Here is a 1,191-nt window from a genome sequence, read left to right as displayed (position 1 = left end):
ATCGCTCTAACAAACAATTCAAACAGACCAAAAACGTGTGGCATTTTTAGTTTGCGTTGAGTTTGGTGTTTACGGTGGTTTGCAGAAACGGCATTTGTACGTTTTTGGCAGTTTAATTGGGCGTTATATGGCTTTGTAAAGATTCGTACTAATTAGTAGTAAAGGTGAAAAATGTCGATAATTATATCCCAGCAATCAACTTGGCCAGAACAAGTGGTCGATTATCTAGAGTGTAATCATCGTAAGTTTATTGGTTGGGAAACCTCTGATGACGATAGGGTATCAGCTTATGAGTATGACCAGTCAATCCTTGAGTTTCGTAACCTCTTAAAGCAATTCTCACTTATTGGCTACCATTGTACGAGATTGACACCTTACGAAATTGACGAAATTCGTAAGCATGGTATGAAGTTACAAAACGGTAACTCTTTAAAGGAGAGAATCCTAAGGCTAGAGTCAGAGCAAGAAATCGAGAGCTCGGTTGCTCAAAAATTGATTGCTAATAACCAAGCCGACGCTCGTAATCGAGCAAACATGTTGTGGTTTTGTTTTTTTGAACCTCACTTAGCTGGTTTCCACGGTATCCATCGATTTTTTAAGTCGTGGGGGGGCGAAGCTCTTTATAATAGCCATGAAAAACTTATAATAACTGGTGATGCACTCAGGCGAATTGGTGTTCCTTGTGTGATCAAAGCTAAAGTTAGTATCGGCTCATTGAAATCTAGTAATTATCCATGTCGCGTCCTTATTAGAGCTTACCTACAAAATCTCGGATATATTATTGATAATGGCATTGAACATGAGGGCTATAGCCTTGAAGATATCAGTGCAACCCAAATAGAAGCGATATACCAGCACCCTAGTAATGAGTTTGTTCAGTTAACCAAATGTAATGAATGGTGTGCTGAATCAGCCCTATAACAATCGCTTCAACCTGACTGCCAACCTATGGCATTTTTAGTCCGGTTTGGCTTATGTGGTTACGGTGGTCTGTTCGGGTTTGGTGCAGTTGGCAGCAAGTTAAGCGGGCGTTATAGCGCTTTGAAAGTTTAAGGGTTGTAAGGTTATCGAAAATAGCTGGCTTAAAGTGCTGGAAAGTTCGATTCCTTAACCTAAATCAAGGTGGAAAATCCTCGCAAACCAAGTTTCAATAAGCTTTAAAAACCAATTAGGTTAGCCGGATTTTGAAGC

General features: G+C 39.9%; 1 protein-coding gene. It reads left to right on the top strand.

Going from position 1 to position 1,191, the window contains the following annotated elements:
* Window positions 1–171 precede the first annotated feature (171 nt).
* Complete coding sequence (locus HC752_RS24170) at window positions 172–921, top strand: hypothetical protein (protein WP_190337727.1); 750 nt, start codon at window positions 172–174, stop codon at window positions 919–921.
* The last annotated feature ends 270 nt before the right edge of the window (window positions 922–1,191 follow it).

The organism is Vibrio sp. S9_S30, from assembly GCF_014694455.1.
Lineage (GTDB): Bacteria > Pseudomonadota > Gammaproteobacteria > Enterobacterales > Vibrionaceae > Vibrio.
The sequence above is the reverse complement of the archived record's forward strand: the minus strand, read 5'-3'. Positions and strand labels throughout refer to the sequence as shown.

Excerpts from the sequence above, each read along its gene's own strand:
- HC752_RS24170 (WP_190337727.1), top strand. The coding sequence starts at position 172 with ATGTCGATAATTATATCCCAGCAATCAACTTGGCCAGAACAAGTGGTC.